18 protein-coding genes are annotated in these 16,986 nt (G+C 62.9%); 7 read left to right on the top strand and 11 right to left on the bottom strand.

Going from position 1 to position 16,986, the window contains the following annotated elements; genetic code table 11:
- Window positions 1–134: 134 nt before the first annotated feature.
- Together phbB and ACH79_RS12305 are read right to left on the bottom strand one after the other, a co-directional pair.
- Window positions 135–860: an acetoacetyl-CoA reductase gene (gene phbB / locus ACH79_RS12310; RefSeq protein WP_161851259.1), complete on the bottom strand. Its 726-nt coding sequence runs from the start codon at window positions 858–860 to the stop codon at window positions 135–137.
- 226 nt (window positions 861–1,086) lie between these two features.
- Window positions 1,087–2,265, bottom strand: coding sequence for an acetyl-CoA C-acetyltransferase (locus tag ACH79_RS12305; RefSeq protein WP_161851258.1), 1,179 nt, complete (start codon window positions 2,263–2,265; stop codon window positions 1,087–1,089).
- Window positions 2,266–2,582: 317 nt separating this feature from the next.
- On the opposite strand from ACH79_RS12305, the gene phaR reads away from it, so the two are divergent.
- Window positions 2,583–3,182 carry a polyhydroxyalkanoate synthesis repressor PhaR gene (phaR, locus tag ACH79_RS12300; RefSeq protein WP_161851257.1) on the top strand — a complete coding sequence of 200 codons (600 nt, stop codon included), beginning with the start codon at window positions 2,583–2,585 and terminating at the stop codon, window positions 3,180–3,182.
- A gap of 138 nt (window positions 3,183–3,320) precedes the next feature.
- Here phaR and ACH79_RS12295 read toward each other — a convergent pair whose 3' ends face one another.
- Window positions 3,321–5,012, bottom strand: coding sequence for a bifunctional diguanylate cyclase/phosphodiesterase (locus ACH79_RS12295; RefSeq protein ID WP_161851256.1), 1,692 nt, complete (start codon window positions 5,010–5,012; stop codon window positions 3,321–3,323).
- Between the two features lie 230 nt (window positions 5,013–5,242).
- On the opposite strand from ACH79_RS12295, the gene ACH79_RS12290 reads away from it, so the two are divergent.
- The gene (locus tag ACH79_RS12290; RefSeq protein WP_246738506.1) at window positions 5,243–5,530 is read left to right on the top strand and encodes a hypothetical protein; all 288 of its coding nucleotides are present in this window, start codon (window positions 5,243–5,245) and stop codon (window positions 5,528–5,530) included.
- A gap of 10 nt (window positions 5,531–5,540) precedes the next feature.
- Here the strand turns inward: ACH79_RS12290 and ACH79_RS12285 are convergent, their stop codons facing one another.
- The 3 genes from ACH79_RS12285 to mtgA all read right to left on the bottom strand — a co-directional run bounded on the left by ACH79_RS12285 (window position 5,541) and on the right by mtgA (window position 7,426).
- Complete coding sequence (locus ACH79_RS12285) at window positions 5,541–6,278, bottom strand: hypothetical protein (RefSeq protein WP_161851255.1); 738 nt, start codon at window positions 6,276–6,278, stop codon at window positions 5,541–5,543.
- A gap of 134 nt (window positions 6,279–6,412) precedes the next feature.
- Window positions 6,413–6,595, bottom strand: a complete 183-nt coding sequence (gene rpmF / locus ACH79_RS12280; protein ID WP_024509484.1) for a 50S ribosomal protein L32 — start codon at window positions 6,593–6,595, stop codon at window positions 6,413–6,415.
- A gap of 153 nt (window positions 6,596–6,748) precedes the next feature.
- Window positions 6,749–7,426: a monofunctional biosynthetic peptidoglycan transglycosylase gene (mtgA, locus tag ACH79_RS12275; RefSeq protein ID WP_161851254.1), complete on the bottom strand. Its 678-nt coding sequence runs from the start codon at window positions 7,424–7,426 to the stop codon at window positions 6,749–6,751.
- 177 nt (window positions 7,427–7,603) lie between these two features.
- Here mtgA and ACH79_RS12270 point away from each other — a divergent pair, with 177 nt between their 5' ends.
- On the top strand, window positions 7,604–8,524 hold the full coding sequence (locus ACH79_RS12270; protein ID WP_161851253.1) for a polyprenyl synthetase family protein: 921 nt from the start codon (window positions 7,604–7,606) through the stop codon (window positions 8,522–8,524).
- Between the two features lie 119 nt (window positions 8,525–8,643).
- The gene (locus ACH79_RS12265) at window positions 8,644–9,324 is read left to right on the top strand and encodes a DUF1345 domain-containing protein (RefSeq protein ID WP_161851252.1); all 681 of its coding nucleotides are present in this window, start codon (window positions 8,644–8,646) and stop codon (window positions 9,322–9,324) included.
- 82 nt (window positions 9,325–9,406) lie between these two features.
- Here the strand turns inward: ACH79_RS12265 and ACH79_RS12260 are convergent, their stop codons facing one another.
- Complete coding sequence (locus tag ACH79_RS12260; protein WP_161851251.1) at window positions 9,407–11,149, bottom strand: caspase family protein; 1,743 nt, start codon at window positions 11,147–11,149, stop codon at window positions 9,407–9,409.
- 203 nt (window positions 11,150–11,352) lie between these two features.
- On the opposite strand from ACH79_RS12260, the gene ACH79_RS12255 reads away from it, so the two are divergent.
- Window positions 11,353–11,763, top strand: coding sequence for a hypothetical protein (locus ACH79_RS12255; RefSeq protein ID WP_161856330.1), 411 nt, complete (start codon window positions 11,353–11,355; stop codon window positions 11,761–11,763).
- A 12-nt stretch (window positions 11,764–11,775) separates the two neighbouring features.
- On the opposite strand, the gene ACH79_RS12250 is transcribed toward ACH79_RS12255, so the two are convergent.
- Complete coding sequence (locus tag ACH79_RS12250; RefSeq protein ID WP_161851250.1) at window positions 11,776–12,210, bottom strand: GFA family protein; 435 nt, start codon at window positions 12,208–12,210, stop codon at window positions 11,776–11,778.
- Window positions 12,211–12,312: 102 nt separating this feature from the next.
- On the opposite strand from ACH79_RS12250, the gene ACH79_RS12245 reads away from it, so the two are divergent.
- Window positions 12,313–12,687 (top strand): nuclear transport factor 2 family protein, encoded by a 375-nt coding sequence (locus tag ACH79_RS12245; protein ID WP_161851249.1) that lies wholly within the window; start codon window positions 12,313–12,315, stop codon window positions 12,685–12,687.
- A gap of 41 nt (window positions 12,688–12,728) precedes the next feature.
- Window positions 12,729–13,103, top strand: a complete 375-nt coding sequence (locus ACH79_RS12240) for a nuclear transport factor 2 family protein (RefSeq protein WP_161851248.1) — start codon at window positions 12,729–12,731, stop codon at window positions 13,101–13,103.
- A gap of 22 nt (window positions 13,104–13,125) precedes the next feature.
- Here ACH79_RS12240 and ACH79_RS12235 read toward each other — a convergent pair whose 3' ends face one another.
- The 3 genes from ACH79_RS12235 to ispG form a co-directional block, all read right to left on the bottom strand.
- The gene (locus ACH79_RS12235; RefSeq protein WP_161851247.1) at window positions 13,126–14,466 is read right to left on the bottom strand and encodes a Rieske 2Fe-2S domain-containing protein; all 1,341 of its coding nucleotides are present in this window, start codon (window positions 14,464–14,466) and stop codon (window positions 13,126–13,128) included.
- Between the two features lie 167 nt (window positions 14,467–14,633).
- On the bottom strand, window positions 14,634–15,527 hold the full coding sequence (locus ACH79_RS12230) for a TauD/TfdA family dioxygenase (RefSeq protein ID WP_161851246.1): 894 nt from the start codon (window positions 15,525–15,527) through the stop codon (window positions 14,634–14,636).
- Window positions 15,528–15,674: 147 nt separating this feature from the next.
- Window positions 15,675–16,958 (bottom strand): flavodoxin-dependent (E)-4-hydroxy-3-methylbut-2-enyl-diphosphate synthase, encoded by a 1,284-nt coding sequence (ispG, locus tag ACH79_RS12225; protein ID WP_161851245.1) that lies wholly within the window; start codon window positions 16,956–16,958, stop codon window positions 15,675–15,677.
- Window positions 16,959–16,986: the final 28 nt, after the last annotated feature.

Here is a 16,986-nt window from a genome sequence, read left to right as displayed (position 1 = left end):
TTCTTGCCGCCGGTTGTAAAGACGTGGATGCCCGGGACATCTAGCGCGAAGACGCGCTTCGCGCTTTTGCCCGGGCATGACGACTTTTTATGAGCCGTTGCGACATGCAACAGCCATGCGATGACGAGACGCCATCAGGTCATATACTGTCCACCATTGATCGTCATCGTCGAGCCGGTGATGCCGCTGGCCTCATCGGCGGCAAGGAACACCACCGCACGGGCGATCTCTTCGGGCTCGCCGAGACGGTTGACCGGGATCAGCGGCAGAATGCTCTTCTCCAGCACGTCCTTCGGCACCGCCTGCACCATTTCGGTGTTGATATAGCCGGGGCAGATCGCGTTCACAGTGACGCCGCCCTTGGCGTTCTCGAGCGCCAGCGCTTTGGTGAAGCCGATATCGCCGGCCTTGGCCGCGGAATAATTGACCTGGCCGAATTGTCCCTTCTGGCCGTTGATCGAGGAAATATTGATGATGCGGCCGAACTTGCGGGCGCGCATGCCCTCGATCACCGGGCGCGTCATGTTGAACAGCGAGCCGAGATTGGTGTTGATGACCGCGTTCCACTGATCGAGCGTCATCTTGTGGAAGGCGCCGTCCTTGGTGATGCCGGCATTGTTGACGAGCACGTCGATCGGACCGACATCGGCCTCGACCTTCTTGATGCCCTCGGCACACGCGTCGAACGAGCTGACGTCCCATTTGTAGACGGGGATGCCGGTCTCGGATTTGAATTTCTCGGCAGCGGCATCGTTGCCGGCGTAGCTCGCCGCAACCTTGTAGCCGGCTGCTTTCAGCGCCTTGCTGATCGCCGCGCCAATGCCCCTCGTCCCTCCCGTAACCAATGCAACACGTGCCATATCGCAGTCCTCCTTGGGTAATCTTCTTGATACGCCGGAATTGTCCCGGTCTTTTGACGAAACTCAACCTTTCTGCATTCGAAGCGCTCCTGCTTTCAAGCATTCTTGGAAATGCTTGCATAAGATGAAAATGCCCGGCGCGAGACCGGGCATTTCATCTTTATCAATTCGAGCCGCGGTTACGAGATGATCTTTTCATCATTCAACCGTTCACTCTGCCTTTTGTTCAATCGCGTGCGACGCACATCGCGATACCCATGCCGCCGCCGATGCACAAAGTGGCGAGGCCCTTCTTGGCGTCGCGCTTCTGCATCTCGTGCAAGAGCGTCACCAGCACGCGTGCACCCGACGCGCCGATCGGATGACCGATCGCGATCGCGCCGCCGTTGACGTTGACCTTGCCGGTATCCCAGCCGAGATCTTTGTTGACCGCGCAGGCCTGTGCCGCGAACGCCTCGTTGGCCTCGATCAGGTCGAGATCGCCGACGTTCCAGCCGGCCCGCTTCAGGGCGGCGCGCGAGGCAGGGATCGGGCCGGAGCCCATGATCTTCGGATCGACGCCGGCCTGACCCCAGGACACGATGCGGGCGAGCGGCTTCTTGCCCTGCTTGGCGGCTTCCTTGGCGGTCATCAGCACCACCGCGGCGGCGCCGTCATTGATGCCCGACGCGCTGCCGGCGGTCACGGTGCCTTCCTTCTCGAAGGCCGGCTTCAGCTTGGCCATCGCCTCCAGGGTCGCGCCGTGGCGAGGATATTCGTCGGTGTCGACCACCACGTCGCCCTTGCGGGTCTTGATGGTGACGGCGGCGATCTCGTCCTTGAACTTGCCGGCCTTCTGCGCGGCCTCCGCCTTCTGCTGCGAGTGGACAGCGAACTCATCCTGCTGGGCGCGGGTGATCTGCCACTGCTTGGCGACGTTCTCGGCGGTGTTGCCCATGTGATAGCCGTTGAAGGCATCCCACAGGCCGTCCTTGATCATGGTGTCGACCAGTTCAAGGCCGCCCATCTTGACGCCGCCGCGCAAATATTGCGCATGCGGGGCCATGCTCATCGATTCCTGGCCACCGGCGACGACAACGGAGGAATCGCCGTTGAGCAGCGCCTGATAGCCGAGCGCGACCGAGCGTAGGCCCGAGCCGCAGAGTTGGTTGACGCCCCAGGCCGGGCTCTCCACCGGAATACCGGCGTTGATCGAGGCTTGGCGGGCCGGGTTCTGGCCTTGGGCAGCGGTCAGGATCTGGCCCATGATGACTTCGGAGACCTGGCCCGGCTCAACGCCTGCGCGCTCCAGCGCCGCCTTGATGGCGATGGCGCCGAGGTCGTGGGCCGGGGTGGTGGCGAACGCGCCGTTGAAGCTGCCGACCGGAGTGCGGGCGGCGCTGACGATGACGACATCGTCTGACATGGACATCTCCTTATGGGGTTTCTTGGGCTTGAGGTTCTTGGACGGCGGGCGGGCCGGATGGCGTGCCTGTCTCTCACCTTATCCTGTTAACCCCGTTGACCCATGTCAATCGGCCAAGGCCTAAATTCCTGTCGCGGCGCATTCAAAATGATCCCGGTCAGGGTTTTCGTAGCAGCGTCCATGCCTTGGAATTAACCGTGCCGCACAAAACGGTAGCCGAGCCGCATTGAAAATGCTTACTTTGCTGCGCTTGCGTTGCTCGTCTGCCCGTCAGCGAAGCTGCCGGGTTCCCGCTCTCGGTGTCGATGTGTGAGCTTATGGCAAAGTCAGACCAACCTACGACTATTAAAAAATACGCTAATCGGCGGCTCTATAATACCGGCACCAGCACCTATGTGACGCTCGAGGATCTCGCGGCGATGGTGAAGGAAGGCGAGGATTTTCTCGTCTATGACGCCAAGACCGGCGACGACATCACACGCCAGGTGCTGGCGCAGATCATCTTCGAACAGGAAAACAAGGCCGGACAAAATTTATTGCCCACCACTTTCCTGCGGCAATTGATCCGCTTCTACGGCGACAGCATGCAGATGGTGGTGCCGAAATATCTGGAGCAGTCGATCGACACCCTGACGCGCGAGCAGGAAAAATTCCGCAAGCAGCTCACCAACACTTTCAGCGGCACGCCGTTCGCGCCGCTCGAAGAGCACGTCCGCCGCAACATGGAATTGTTTCAGCAGACCTTCTCGATGTTCAAGCCGTTCGTGCCGCCGCGCGCCGGTTCGAACTCGTCCGAACCGGACAAGGTGCCCGAGCCGGCGCCCGACGAGGACAATATCGACGACCTTCGCCGCCAGATGAAGGACATGCAGGAACGCCTCGAGCGCATGTCGAAAGAGCCGAAGAAGGAAGAGTGAGACTTCTTTGCTGAAGCTGCTTGCTGTTCTCGTCATGGCCGGGCTTGTCCCGGCCATCCACGTTTTTGGTGCAACGGTTGCTAAAGACGTGGATGCCCGGGACGAGCCCGGGCATGACGACCTTTGCTATCTCTCGATCTATCCCGCCGCCGGCAGCGCGCTATCTCCCGCCGCCGCCCACGGCCGCTGCGGCGAGGCCAGCCCGATCAGGCGGCCCTGGATGTAATCGCAGCCCCATTCGCGCAGCATCACGGCCGCTTCCTCGTCCTGCACCCATTCCGCCACCGTCTTGATCTGCAGGCGGCGCGCCAAGTCGATCAGCGTCTGCACGAAGGCGCGATCGTCCGCCGAGCGCGCGATGTTCTGCACGAAGGCGCCGTCGATCTTCACGATATCCACGCCGAGCTTGCGCAAGTTGCGGAACGAGGTGTAGCCGGCGCCGAAATCATCGATCGCGATCTGACTGCCGAAGTTTTTCAGTCGGGTGATGAAATCCCTGATATCGTCGATATCCTGGATCGCAACGGTCTCCGTGATCTCGACGATCAGCCGCTCGCCGGCGCCGGGATGCGCCTGCATCAGCGACTCAATCGAAGTCCACCAATCCGGGTCCATGGTGGTGTCGGGCGAGATGTTGAGGCTGAGCCGCACGTTCGGCGAGGCCGCAAGCTCGGCGACCGCGAGTTCGAGCACGCGGTGATCGACCAGCCGGATCAGGCCCAAGCGCTCGGCCACCGGAACGATATCGGGCGCCAGCAGCGCCTGCCCGTCCTCCTGCTCCATCCGCACCAGGCATTCGTAGAATGCCGGCTGCCGCGAGCGCGCTTCGACCACTGGCTCGAAGGCGGTGACGATCCGCCGCTCATTCAGTGCGGTGACGATTTCGTCGGTGACGCGGATGTTGACGCGTCGCTGGGCGTCGCGCTCGATGTTCGGCTTCCACAGCGAGAACGATCCAGCGCGGCGGCGCTTGGCGGAATCGAGCGTTTCCTGGGCGCGGTTGATTGCCTCATCGGCATTGCGGGCATAGCGCGGCGTGGTGATCGCACCGATCGAGGCGGTCACCGAGACCGGGCCGGATTTGGTCGGGATCACCTCGTCGCGGATCCCGGCGAGGAAGCGCTCGGCCGCGATATTGGTGTCGTCGACGGTGCAGTTCCTCAAGATCAGCCCGAACTTGTTGCCGGAGAACCGCCCGAGCACGTCGCCACCGCGCATCTTGGTGCGAATGCGTTTTCCGACTTCGGCAATCACGGCGTCCGCGACGTCGAAACCGAAGGCATCGTTGACGCGCGCCAGATGATCGATGCCGATCAGCATGAAGGCGCAGGTCGATCGGAACCGCATGGCTTCCTCGATCGACTCCGCCAGCGCGGCGACGAGATGGGTGCGATTGAGTTCACCGGTCAGCGGATCGTGCCGCGACAGCCGCATCAGCTGTTCGTCGCGGGCGTGGCGCTCGTTGTTGACACGGACGATGCCTTGCGCGCGCACCGGCTTGCCGTCGGCACCTGCAAACCAGCAACCGGTCTCCTCGATCCAGATCACGGGCGCGGAGGTCGAGGCCCGCACGCCATATTCGATCCGGTAGGCGATGCCTTCGTCGCCCCGCGCCGGCGCCGATTGAGCGAGCACGTCCGTGCGGATCGAGCGGGAAGGCTCGATCAGCCGGGCGAAGCCGGTGCCGCTAGCCAGCGCTTCCGGTGGAATGTCGGTGAAAACCGCACCAGCGTTGTCGCTCCAGGTGAGGGTGTCCGCTATCAGATCCCAGAGGAATGCCGCCTGGCCTAGCGAGGCAAGGATGCTGGAGGCTTGTGGGACAGGAAGCATCAGGCCGCCTCGATTCGGGACACCGCAGGGTGATTCCCAACGGCAAGGATAGTGGCTCTTCCGAACCAGAGGCTAGGCGAAGATCATAAATAATCCGGAAACCATGTTTCGCAGACTTCCGGGGACAGCCGGGAACGAATCGGAAGGGAACGGCATAGGCCTTGCGAGGTCCTATCGCAGTGGGGCGTTACGTCCCAAAACGTGACAGTTTTAGCCGGTTACGGTGTGCGATGCTGGATGCCGATCGACCAGAGGAAATCCTGGACGGCGAGTTCGTCAATCTCGACGAGCCGGCCTGCGTCGAGCTCGTGCCGGTGACCCAGTCGGTGCAGTGGTCGCGAAGACCGGCCATCCCTCGGCCCGATCCGACCTTCCTCGCGCAGCTGATCGCGACCGCTGACCAGGCGCCGCAAACCCGCAGCCTGCGCCGGGCCTCGCTGGCGGATGCACAGACCGCCTATGGCGCCAGCCAGAGCCGGCGTTGCAGCGCCGGGTTCCGGACACGGCAAACCATCTAGATCTGCGGGATCAGCGCTGAGGCGTGTCCGGTTTATCCGGAGATGGCGTTGGGCCTGACCCAGGCTGCAGCCCCGGCGACGGGACTTCCGGCGATGACGCCTCGTGCGATGTGGCTTCCGGTGAAGGCGTTTTCGGCGGGGCCGCGTCGGACGCGACCGGGGCCGCCTCAGGCGCGACGGTGGGCGCGGGCGGTACCGGTTTCGGTTCGGGATGATCCTTCAACACCGATTCGGCAACAGAGGCTGCCGCCGGCGCCGCTGGCGTAGCCGTTGCTGCTGCAGCAGGTGGCGCTGCCGGCGCCGGCTCGATTTTGGGCTCGGCTACGGGGGCTTCGACCTTTTCGGCGCCTTTCGGCGCCGGCGCCGGTGTCACCGCGACAGCACGGCGCCGCGTCCGCAAGGCGAGGCCGGAGAGGAAATCCACCAGCGAGAGCGCTGTCATCAGGAAATAGGTCGACGTGCCGAATTTCGGCCACAGCACGAATTCGGCCGCCGCCGCGCCGAACACGAGCAGCGACAGCAGATGGTCGGTGAGATATTTCGCGCCAGGGCGCGCGCCTTTAATGACTTCGGCGAGCAGCAGCAAAATGCTGAGCGTGAGCAGCACGTCGCTCAGCGACACCGCCCATTCCGCACCCGACATCAGCGTCACCTTCACCAGCGGATCGGTGAACGATACCTCCGGCATCAGGAAGACGATGATGTTGTAGATCGCGAGCGGAATCAGAAGCAGCGGAAAACCGACCATGGGTATCGCGCCTTGCTAGGAAAACCGGAATGTCCCCGGGCAAAGCACCGCCTCGCCCCTCGGGAACCGTTGGCCCACTCGTTGGCCAAATTCAGGCAGACGCCGCCGAAAGCGGCGCCTTATCCCCTATCCGGTCAGGATTCCTTCTTCTTCAGCACCTGCCGGCCCTTGTACATGCCGGTCTTCAGGTCGAGATGATGCGGACGGCGCAGTTCGCCGGAATCCTTGTCCTCGACATAGGTCGGCTTCTTCAGCGCGTCCGCCGAGCGGCGCATGCCACGCCGCGAGGGCGATGTTTTTCTTCTGGGAACGGCCATAACGGTCCTCTAGGGGTGTTGTCGGAGGCATCGTCCGAAACCGGACGGCCCAGCGCTTCGCGCACGGGCTGCGATGCCGATAAGGCCGCGCTTATAGAGGAACGGACGACGTAAAGCTAGGCCAGCCTGCGGTAAAAACGGCCGAAAATTGGCTCAAAAACCTCGATTCTCGCTCCAGCAGCGCTGTAGTGCCGCGGCATTGGCCCGCGCCATATAGGTCGCGGCCAGACGGCGCACCCCGGGTCCGGGATTGCGGGCGCTGCGCCTGACCGGATTGGGCAGGATCGCCGCCAGCAAGGCAGCCTCTCGCGCCGACAGCGTCGCGGCGGAACGGCCGAACGCGTACATCGACCCGGCCTCGGCGCCGAACTGCCCGGACGGGCCAAGCTCGGCGATGTTGAGGTAAATTTCCAGGATCCGCTGCTTCGGCAGCACCAGATCGATCCACATCGCGAGCGGCAGTTCCAGCGCCTTGCGGACCACGCTGCGGCCCGGCCACAGGAACAGGTTCTTGGCCACCTGCTGGGTGATGGTCGATCCGCCCCGGGCGGGCTCGCCATCCTCGGCATCGTCGATCGCGTCCTGCAAGGCCCCCCAATCGACCCCGCGATGGCTGCAGAATCTGGCGTCCTCGGAACCCACCACCGAGCGCGGCAGGTAGGGCGACATAGCGTTTAGATCGATCCATTGGCGTGTCACCGGCGCGCCCTTGAGCCAGCGCCAGGCCATCAGCATCGAAACCGGATGGCCGGTTCGGTAGAACGGCGTCACCACATAGGGCAGCAACAGCACCGCCAGCAGGATCAGCACTAGAATTCGGACAATGCGCAAAACGGATGCTTCCGGTTCAGACCAAGCCGTCCAGGACCGGTGAACAGGCCCCACCCTAAGTGACATCTCCATGATATTTCGGAAGTTTTCCAGCGCTTTTGTGACTGAAGTCATGGAATTGACGAAGCCTCTGGCATCAACGATTGTCCGGGCCAAATTGATCTGGAGCTATTCTTAATGACCACCGCCACTGCCGATTTTACCAAACGACTGGACCAGACCGCAGAGGACACCGAAGCGCTGCTGGCGAAGCTGTTGTCCGATACGCTGCTGCCCGACGAGATCGCGCGGCCGAAGCGGCTGATGGAAGCGATGCGCTATTCGACCCTCGGCGGCGGCAAGCGGCTGCGGCCCTTTCTGGTGGTGGAAAGCTCCGCCGTGTTCGGCGTCCCGCGCGAGGCGGGCCTCTTGGTCGGCGCGGCGCTGGAATGCATCCATTGCTATTCCCTGATCCATGACGATCTGCCGGCGATGGACAACAGCGATTTGCGCCGCGGCCGGCCCACGCTGCATAAGAAGACCGACGACGCCACCGCAATCCTCGCCGGCGATGGCTTGCTGACGCTGGCCTTCGACATCGTCACCCGCGACGAGATCCACAAGGACGCCACTGTGCGCCTTCTCCTGACGCGGGCGCTGGCGCGCGGGGCCGGCATCGGCGGCATGGTCGGCGGCCAAATCCTCGACCTCGCCGGCGAAGGCCGCTTCGGCGATCGGGAACCGGTCGACGTGGCGCGGCTGCAGCAGATGAAGACCGGCGCGCTGTTGCGCTATGGCTGCATCGCCGGTGCGATTCTCGGCCAGTCCTCACAGAAGGAATATCACGCGCTCGACGATTACGGCCGCGCGCTCGGCGAGGCCTTCCAGATCGCCGACGACCTGCTCGACGTCGAGGGCGATGCCGCGGCGCTCGGCAAGCCGGCCGGCGCCGATGCGGCGCTCGGCAAGACCACCTTCGTGACGCAGCTCGGCATCGAAGGCGCCAAGCAGCGCGTGCGCGATCTGCTGGCTCGAGCGGATTCGGCGTTGTCGGTGTTCGGCGCCAAGGGCGACGTGTTGCGGGCGGCCGCGCGCTTCGTCGCGGAGCGCAAAAACTAGCGCCCGGCTCTGATTGAATCAGAACCGGGCTCTAGCATTTTTGTTTTGACGCGTTTTCTTCACGCGAACCGGGATCCACTTCGCTCGAAAACGCTATAGGGCGCAGTCAAAGGCAGCGGATGAGCAGGGAATTCGAAGAGCACCTTGTTCGGTTCCGAAACCTGCCGCTGCCGATCCGCGTGGTCTATGGCCGGCCGCGCACCTTCATCGCGCTTGCGGCCGGCGTCATCGCATTCTTCCTGCTGCCCGGCACGCTGCGGCTGCCGACGCGGCTTGTCGTCGGCTGGGATGTGTTTGCCGCGCTTTATATCGTGCTCGCCTACTTCATGATGCTGCGCTGTGACGTCGGCCATATCAGACGCAGCGCGGTGTTGCAGGACGACGGGCGTTTCCTGATCCTGTTGTTGACCGCGTTCGGCGCCCTCGCGAGCCTTGGCGCGATCGTGTTCGAGCTCGGCGCCTCGAAAGGCAATCCGGCCGGGCTGATCCTGGCTGTAGTGACGATCGTATTGTCATGGGTGCTGGTGCACACCGCCTTTGCGTTGCACTACGCGCATGATTTCTACCGCGGCAGCAAAGCCGGCGGCCTACAGTTCCCGAGCGGCGGCGCGCACGAGGATGCGGACTATTGGGACTTCGTCTACTTTTCGTTCGTGATCGGCGTGACCGCGCAGGTTTCCGATGTCGGCATCACCGACAAGGTCATCCGCCGCACCGCGACGGCGCACGGCATCGTCTCGTTCGTGTTTAACACGGCGCTGCTGGCCTTGATGGTGAATATCGCGGCGAGCGCGATCTGAGTCTCTGTTGTCCCGCCATGAACCGGGACCCGGATTCCCTGCCGTCAAGACAGGATCAGCCGGACCCGGCGTCTCCGCGGCTTTATGGGCATACGCCCGACATGATGGCTCCGAACGAGTGGCAACCCGTCGCACGTTCCTGGCCGGTAAGCGGACGACCCGAAGACGACATCCCTGCACCAGTCTGAGACCGCGTGATAACAACTCTCTTTGTTGCTTCCGGAACTCGCCTTGCTTCAGGAGCGAGCCTCGGTTCGGGCCTGTCGCGTCTTGCCACCGGCTTGGTGCGGCGCTTCTCGCATTCATTGTCGTCGTTGAGGTACGAGCCCTCGGCACAGACGATCTTGATGCAGCGCTCACCCTCGGCCTTGAAACCGTGCTCACAGACCAGCGGGCAAACCCGTGACGACTTCAGCTTGATCGTATCGAGCGTATCGACGCTGGCGACCTTGGTGTCGAGCTTGGTTCCGGCGTAGCGGTTGAACTGCGTCAGCGACCGCTGCGAGGCGTTATTCCAATTGCCATCGGCGTTGCCGGAGAGGCAACCGACGCGGCGCAGTTCGGCCTGCACCGACTTGGTAACGTCAGGCTGTTGCGCGGCCGGCGTGAGGGCGGCCACGTTCACCGGCTTATCCTTGTCGGCGGCGGCGCTTTCGGCGGCGACGCGCTTCTGTTCGGCCGCGGCCGCCTGCTCCTGCGCCACCTGCTTGGCCTTTTCAGCCGCGATGCGCGCCTGCTCGGCGGCCTTGGCTTCCGCCTCGGCCTTGGCCTGTTGCGACTTCTGGGCGCCTTCGGCTGCAAGCCGTGCCCGCTCCTGTTCAGCGAGCCGGGCCTTTTCGGTCGCCGCGACGCGCGTCTCTTCGGCCGCGATCTTGTCGAGCTGAAGCTTGGCGAGGCTCGAATAGAAACCGTCGGGATATTGCGCAAGGAAGGCGTTGAGCGCGCTCTTGTTGCCGATCTGCAGCGCCAGTTCGTAATCGCGGCGGGCTTCGGCCTGCGCGCTCAGGGCTGGCGCAGGGGCCGCCGCTGCGGGCGCCGGGCGCGGCGCCGGCACCAGCGGCACGTCTTCACCGCCGAGCGAACCATACACGAAGGGTTCCTGCCGGTTGTTGGTGGTCTTGAGCACCTCGTCGCGGACGAAGCCGAACGCTCGGCGCACGTCGAGCCCGGGCTTGGTCAGATGGTGCGACAGCGCCGCGGTGAACGGGCTGTTCTGGCCATCGCCGTCAGCCGCGGTGGAGCCGGCCTTGGCCGAATAGGCGATCAGGACATTCGGGCTGGTCGGCTCGACCTTGGCTAAGCCCTGCCCGATTGCGCGCGACGCGACAGTGCGCTTCATGGTCCGGGAGAACGGATTGTCGCGGCAGGCGTCGAGAATCACGAGCCGCAGCTTCTTGGCCGGCTCGATCGCGATCAGGATGCGATCGAGCGAGAAGGCTTCATCGTAAACGTCGGTGTCGCGTTCCAGCCGCGCATCGACGGGAATCAGGTAGTTCGCGCCGTCCACCTCGATGCCGTGGCCGGCATAGTAGACCACGGCGATATCGGCATCGCGCGCCCGGTCGGCGAAATCACGCAGCGCGCGCCGCGTCTCGGCAGCGGCCAGGTCGCGCCGGGAATCGACGACATCGAAGCCCGCGTCTTTCAGCGTCGCGGCGATCTTGCTGCTGTCGTTAACGGGATTGGCGAGCGGTGCGACATTCTGGTAGTTGGAGTTGCCCAGCACCAGCGCCACGCGCTTTTCGGCAAGGGCCGGCCCGCTCACCAAGAGCAGCAGGGCGGCCAAGGCAAGAACCAACCGGTTCGATTTCATGAGCGATTTCATGGTCACGCTTCCAGAACTAGGACAAATCTAGCACACTGGCCTGACTACCAGAAGCAACCGCGGTCCTTTGTGAGTTATCTCACGATCGCCGGAGCCTGGTCGGGCCATCCTGAACATTAGTCGGCCAAATCGGCCGCCGGTTCGCTTTGCCGAGGGGATCGCGTGCCCAAGATCACATAACAATGAACAAGAGCGGAGCAGCCATGGAAGGGCGCAATTCGTTAGTTCTATTGACCCAATCCCGGGCGACTGGCGCGAGGGTACGAAAAACGATAGCCATCGTCCTGCTTGCCACAGGCCTTGCCGGCTGCGGCGCGGTCGATGCCCTGGTGGACGGCTTCAAACACGCCAAGGCAGTCGAGACCGACCTCGCGCAGACGACGGGCGTCCGTCCGACGGTCGGCTTCAACTGGAACAACGGCCGGCTCACGACGGTAACCGTCACCTTCCCAAAACTCCTTGAGGACAAACCGCTGCGCGAACTCGCCGAGGCTGCGCGAGCCGCGGTCGGAAAGGAATTCAAGCAACGCGCCGACAATGTCGTGCTTTCGTTCTCGCTGGGACCAACTGCCACAACCACGGCGCAAGTAGAGCGATCTCACGCGACGAACTGACCAGGCGCCGATTTACTCCGCGCCAGGCGTAACATGCTCCCGATATCGCGGCAGATCGTCGCTGATCTCATGCCACGGCGCCTTGGAGCCGACAAAAATATGCGCGCTCGGCCGGATCGAGGGCGCATCGACAAGCGTTCCCATCGCGACATGGACGAAGGCGCCGTCGCGCACCACCGAATAGAGCAGCGAGCCGCAGCCGCGGCAGTGCGCGTCATGCGTCCTGTCGTCGCCGTAAATCAGCAAGGCGTCACCGCCCCTGACGACGCTGAACTTCTCGCGCGCAATTCCGGCGAATGGCTTGAACGCCGAGCCGGTGGTGCGCCGGCAATTCGAGCAATGGCAATTCAATGCATAGGCGAACGCGTCCTCGACCTCATAGCGCACGGCGCGGCAGAAGCATTCTCCGACAAGGATGCGAGCATTCGAATTTTCTGATCCGGCCACCGATCACTCCTCACGCGGATGTCAAAGTCAGCCATAGCGCAATTTGGCGGTTCGTGGCTTAATTCAATCGAGCATATCCAATCCTGCCGGGGAGAACGACCCATGAGCCATGACCGATCGACCGTCGAAGCCGTAGTGCAGAACTATTTCGATGGCCTGTACGAGGGCGACGCCGAAAAGCTCGGCGCGATCTTCGACGCGACTGCCGATCTGCGCTGGCTGGAGAAAGGCGAGCTGCAGGTTTTGACCGTGCCGGACTGGCTCGATCGCGTGCGCAAGCGCCCCTCTGCCAAGGCCGAAGGCAAGCCGCGCGAGGACTTCATCGTTACCATCGACCGCTCGGATGAGCAGACCGCCTTCATCAAGGTGCGCTGCCAATTGCCGCCGCGCTACTTCACCGACTATCTGGTGGCAATGAAGCTGCGCGACGGCTGGAAGATCGTCTCGAAATCCTACCGCTACGATCTGCGCGAGTAACGATTTCCAACCAGCCTCGTCATGCGCAAAGAGCACAATCCGTGAGCCATGATCGTTCTACCTTAGAGGCGGTGGTCCAACATTATTTCGACGGCGTGTACGAAGGCGATGTCGAGAAGTTGGCGGCCGTCTTTCACCCGTCCGCCGACCTACGCTCGTTGGAAAGCGGCAGGCTGCGAGTTCTTACCTTGTCTGCTTGGCTGGACTGGATGAAGAAGCAGCCTTCGGCGAAAGCCGAGGGCAAGCCGCGCGACGATTTCATCGTCACGATCGACCGCTCCGATGACCAGACCGCCTTCATCAAGGTGCGCTGCCAGTTGCCGCCGCGCTACTTCACCGATTATCTGGTGGCAATGAAGCTGCACGACGGCTGGAAGATCGTCTCGAAATCCTACCGCTACGATCTGCGCGAGTAATCCGCTCACGCCTTCGCGCTCCCTACTCCGCCGCCGCGTTCCTGCCGGGACCGCCGACATAGCCGGCCGCATCGCCGAACCGCTCGATCATGACAGCGGTGAGATCCTTGGCCTTGCTGGTGACGCAGGCGCCGGAGCGCACGGCGTAGCGGTCCTGATGCTTCAGGTGCGGCGGCGCCTCGCCCTTCTGCAGCGCGCGGGCGGCATCCATGACCAGCTTGCGGAAATGCATGATGCCGAGATCGGTCGGGCCGAGATGTTCGCGGGTACGGTCGGCGATCGGGCCCTGGCTGTCCTGCACGGCGGCGTCCTGCTCGGACACGCCCTTGATGCCGGTGTAGCTGCTGGTCTTCTGCAGCTTGCGATCGATCAGATAGTCGTTCGACTTGTTGCGCAGCGGGACATAATTCTCGTCGACCACGGCCATCACGCCGTTGCCGCGATCGTAACCGTCGCGTTCGGCCTGCGTCAGCGGACGATCCGGATTCCATGCATAGGTGTAGATCCAGCAATTTGTATCCGTCACCGGCACAAAGCTCTGACCGAAGATGTTCTCGCCGGGCATCGAGCTTGGCGCATAGGCATGCACCGGCATCAGGAACTGGGCGATACGCCAGTAGATATTGTCTGATCCGGTCAGCCGCCCGCCCGCGACCGTGAGACCAGCCTCGTGCGGATTGATCTTGATCACGGGGCGCGGGTCTTCAGCGATCCAGCGCATGTGGTCGGTCGCCACCCGTACAAGCGGATTCACAAAGTGCTTCTTGATGTCGAGAATCTCGTTTTCTTCCTTTTCGAAGGAGAGATGCGCGAAGGTGAAATGCGCGGTGTCGATCGAGCCTTCCAGCGCCTGCACCCAGTTGCAGTCCTGCCATTTCTTGGTGACGTAACGGTGCGAGGGCGGCACCAGCGCCATCTCCAGATCAGGCAATTCCGGCATCTGATCCGCCGGTCCCATATAGGCCCAGATCATGTCGCCCCATTCGCGCACCGGATAGGACTTGATGCGGATCAGATCCTTTGCGTTGAGGTCGGGATAGGACGTCGGCATGTCGACACAGCGGCCGTCGGTATCGAATTTCCAGCCGTGATAGACGCAGCGGATGCCGCATTCCTCGTTGCGCCCGAGCCAGAGATTAGCACCGCGATGCGGGCAATACTGATCGATGACGCCGACCACGCCGCGACTGTCGCGGAAGGCGAGCAGCTCCTCACCCATGACGACGATCTTCTTGGGCGTACCGTCGGGCTCGGGCAGTTCTTTCGACAACAGCACCGGAATCCAGAAGCGGCGCAGTAATTCGCCCATGCCGGTGCCTGCACCGCTTTCGGTGAGGAATTTGTTGTCTTCTGCGCGGAGCATGCGGCGTCCTCCGGATTGTTATTGCTTTTGACCGAGATTGACGCAGGCCGGGCGATGCGTCAACGCGAATGCGGCATGATCGCATCGTAGGGTGGGTTAGCCGAAGGCGTAACCCACCGATCAAGCGAAGAAGGGCGGATTACGCTTCGCTAATCCGCCCTGCGAAATTAGACCGGCCTTTCTCCCTTCACCGTCACCCGCGTGCCTGATCGCGTATGCGGCCAGTAATCCCACATCGCGCGGTGCTGGGCGCAGCGGTTGTCCCAGAAGGCGATGGCGTTTTCGGTCCAGCGGAAGCGGCACTGGAATAACGGGTTTTCCGCGTGCTGGTAGAGATAGGCCAGCATCGCGTCGCTTTCGTCGCGGGGGATGCCGATGATGTGTCGGGTGAAGCCGCGATTGACGTAAAGTGCCTTCTTGCCAGTGACCGGATGCGTGCGGACTACCGGATGCTCGGCGCGCGGATATTCCGGGCGGTCGGCGACGCCGTAATTGGCGTAGAGCCCGCGATAGGTCTGCTCGCCGTCATGAAGCGCGGTCAGCCCGTCGAGATAGGCCTTCATGCGGTCCGACAGCGCCTCGTAAGCCGCGTACATATTGGCGAACAGTGTATCGCCGCCATGCGGCGGGCATTGCTTGATGTAGAGGATCGATCCCATCGGCGGCTCGACGTCGCAGGACACGTCCGAGTGCCAGCCCTCGCCATTGGCGCGCGGCGAATCCTTGTCGGCGTAGATCTTCATCAGCGCCGGATCGCCCTCGTTGGGTGCGGCCGGATGCACATGCAATTCGCCGAACTTGCGGCCGAAGGCGAGGTGTTGGTCGGGGCTGATGTGCTGGTCGCGAAAGAAGATCACAAGATTTTCGGCGAGCGCGCGATGGATCTCGTCCATCGTCCGGTTGGAGCGTGCGTCGTCCGAGACGAGCTTGCCGATATCGACGCCGGAAATTTCCGCGCCGATGATCGGTGTCAGCTTTTCGACGGCGATGGTTTCGTAGGGTTCGCTCTCGTCGGCGGCGTGCCTGTAACGAGGTCCTTGCTTGCCGGACAGTGAGCTCATGGGCGTTCTCCCAACCGTTCTTGATTGGAAGGCATGGTAGCAATGTAGGGTGGGTTCGCGAAGCGTAACCCGCCACTCCTGCGGGCAAAAAATAAGGCGGATTACGCTAACGCTAATCCGCCCTACAATGCAGCTGTTTGGCGGGCGTTATTCCGCCGCGGTCACCGGCGCCTTGGCACCACTGCCATAACGCTGATCGATATAATCGATCACCAGCGCCTTGAAGTCGGCGGCAATCGTCGGCCCACGCAGGGTGCGGAACTTCTTGCCGTCGACGAACACGGGAGCCGCCGGCGCTTCGCCGGTGCCGGGCAGGGAGATGCCGATATTGGCGTGCTTGGATTCGCCGGGGCCGTTGACGATGCAGCCCATCACAGCGACGTTGAGCTGCTCGACGCCGGGATATTGCGTCTTCCAGGTCGGCATCTCGTCGCGGATGAAATCCTGGATCGAGCGCGCCAGCTCCTGGAACGTGGTGGAGGTGGTGCGGCCGCAGCCCGGGCATGCCGCGACCAGCGGCACGAAGGTGCGGAAGCCCATGGTCTGCAACAGTTCCTGCGCGACCTGCACCTCAAGGGTACGATCGCCGCCGGGCTCGGGCGTCAGCGAGATACGGATGGTATCGCCGATGCCGTCCTGAAGCAGGATGCCGAGCGCAGCCGACGAGGCGACGATGCCCTTCGATCCCATGCCGGCTTCAGTGAGGCCGAGATGGATGGCGTAGTCGGAACGCGAGGCGAGCGTCTGATAGACCGCGATCAGGTCCTGCACGGCGGAAACTTTCGCCGACAGGATCATGCGGTTCTTGGGCATGCCGAGCTCTTGGGCGCGGGCGGCCGACAACAGCGCTGACTGCACCATGGCCTCGCGGGTCACAGCGCGCGCATCGCGCGGGTTCGGCGAGGCCGTATTCTCGTCCATCAGCTTGGTCAGCAGTTCCTGGTCGAGCGAGCCCCAATTGGCGCCGATGCGGACCGGCTTGTTGTTCTTGTTGGCAATCTCGATGATGTCGGCGAACTGCGTGTCGCGCTTGTTCTTGAAGCCGACATTGCCGGGATTGATGCGGTATTTGTCGAGCGCCTCGGCGCAATCAGGGTATTCGGCGAGTAGCTTGTGGCCGATATAGTGGAAGTCGCCGATCAGGGGCGTGGTGATGCCGCGCTTGCGCAGGCCGTCACGGATATGCGGAACGGCGGCAGCCGCCTCCTCGCGATCAACGGTGATGCGAACCATTTCGGAGCCGGCGCGGGTCAGCGCCGCTACCTGCGCAATCGTACCTTCGATATCGGCGGTGTCGGTGTTGGTCATCGACTGCACGACGATCGGCGCACCCCCGCCGACGGCAACATTGCCGACCATGACCTGGGTGGTTTTGTGCCGGGCCCTGGGGCCTGCGACGTCGTCTTGCGGGATTATTTCGGGCTTGTTCATGGGGCCTCGAATATCAGGTTTTGGTGAC

This window comes from Bradyrhizobium sp. CCBAU 051011 (assembly GCF_009930815.1).
Taxonomy (GTDB): Bacteria; Pseudomonadota; Alphaproteobacteria; order Rhizobiales; family Xanthobacteraceae; genus Bradyrhizobium.
The sequence above is the reverse complement of the archived record's forward strand: the minus strand, read 5'-3'. Positions and strand labels throughout refer to the sequence as shown.

Coding starts and splice junctions, on each gene's coding strand:
- phbB (WP_161851259.1), bottom strand. CDS start 860: ATGGCACGTGTTGCATTGGTTACGGGAGGGACGAGGGGCATTGGCGCG.
- ACH79_RS12305 (WP_161851258.1), bottom strand. CDS start 2,265: ATGTCAGACGATGTCGTCATCGTCAGCGCCGCCCGCACTCCGGTCGGC.
- phaR (WP_161851257.1), top strand. CDS start 2,583: ATGGCAAAGTCAGACCAACCTACGACTATTAAAAAATACGCTAATCGG.
- ACH79_RS12295 (WP_161851256.1), bottom strand. CDS start 5,012: ATGCTTCCTGTCCCACAAGCCTCCAGCATCCTTGCCTCGCTAGGCCAG.
- ACH79_RS12290 (WP_246738506.1), top strand. CDS start 5,243: ATGCTGGATGCCGATCGACCAGAGGAAATCCTGGACGGCGAGTTCGTC.
- ACH79_RS12285 (WP_161851255.1), bottom strand. CDS start 6,278: ATGGTCGGTTTTCCGCTGCTTCTGATTCCGCTCGCGATCTACAACATC.
- rpmF (WP_024509484.1), bottom strand. CDS start 6,595: ATGGCCGTTCCCAGAAGAAAAACATCGCCCTCGCGGCGTGGCATGCGC.
- ACH79_RS12270 (WP_161851253.1), top strand. CDS start 7,604: ATGACCACCGCCACTGCCGATTTTACCAAACGACTGGACCAGACCGCA.
- ACH79_RS12265 (WP_161851252.1), top strand. CDS start 8,644: ATGAGCAGGGAATTCGAAGAGCACCTTGTTCGGTTCCGAAACCTGCCG.
- ACH79_RS12260 (WP_161851251.1), bottom strand. CDS start 11,149: ATGAAATCGCTCATGAAATCGAACCGGTTGGTTCTTGCCTTGGCCGCC.
- ACH79_RS12255 (WP_161856330.1), top strand. CDS start 11,353: ATGGAAGGGCGCAATTCGTTAGTTCTATTGACCCAATCCCGGGCGACT.
- ACH79_RS12245 (WP_161851249.1), top strand. CDS start 12,313: ATGAGCCATGACCGATCGACCGTCGAAGCCGTAGTGCAGAACTATTTC.
- ACH79_RS12235 (WP_161851247.1), bottom strand. CDS start 14,466: ATGCTCCGCGCAGAAGACAACAAATTCCTCACCGAAAGCGGTGCAGGC.
- ACH79_RS12230 (WP_161851246.1), bottom strand. CDS start 15,527: ATGAGCTCACTGTCCGGCAAGCAAGGACCTCGTTACAGGCACGCCGCC.
- ispG (WP_161851245.1), bottom strand. CDS start 16,958: ATGAACAAGCCCGAAATAATCCCGCAAGACGACGTCGCAGGCCCCAGG.